This window comes from Collinsella sp. LCP19S3_B11 (genome assembly GCF_052121915.1).
Lineage (GTDB): Bacteria > Actinomycetota > Coriobacteriia > Coriobacteriales > Coriobacteriaceae > Collinsella.
Map to the genome: position 1 here is coordinate 1 of NZ_JBQKDI010000054.1, position 684 is coordinate 684.

The window sequence follows — 684 nt, forward strand, 5'->3', positions numbered from 1 at the left end:
CCAGCGCATACGGTCGTCGGGGTTCCCCTACGTCAAGGGGCTGGCGGACTTCGACTGGGACTTCCAGCCGTCGGTCCCGCGCGCCGAGATCGAGGAGCTCGCGACCCTGAGGTTCGTCGAGCGGGCCGAGAACGTCCTGTTCGTGGGGAGCCCCGGCGTGGGCAAGACGCACCTCGCCGTCGCGCTGGGCATCGAGGCGGTCAGGGCGGGGCGCGAGGTCAGGTTCGTGGACTGCGCCCGGCTCGTCGAGGACCTGGAGGACGCCTCGTCGCGCGGCATCCTCAAGAAGAGGCTCAGGTACTACGCCCACTCGAGGCTGCTGATCATCGACGAGCTCGGCTACCTCGACGTCGGCAGCGCGGGCGCGGACCTGCTGTTCCAGCTGATATCGACGCGCTACGAGCAGCGCTCGACGATCATCACCACCAACGTGGGGATCAGCGGCTGGGGCAGGGTGTTCGGGGACGACGTGGCGGCGAGCGCGATCGCGGACAGGGTGTGCCACCACTGCCACCTGGTCAAGATAACCGGCAGGTCCTACAGGCTGAAGGACCTGCCGAGGGACGGTCCCGTCAAGCCGTGACCGGAATCGGTGAAAATACGTTAGCGCAACCGGTGAAACCGCCTTTGCGCGAACGGCGCGCCTGTTTAGCGAAACTGGTGAAAAATAGATTGACGCTAACA

General features: G+C 65.9%; 1 protein-coding gene. It reads left to right on the plus strand.

What is annotated here, in order from left to right; genetic code table 11:
• On the plus strand, window positions 1-583 hold a 583-nt coding region (gene istB / locus ACTQV4_RS10330; protein ID WP_441569784.1), incomplete at its 5' end, for an IS21-like element helper ATPase IstB.
• Between the last annotated feature and the right edge of the window lie 101 nt (window positions 584-684).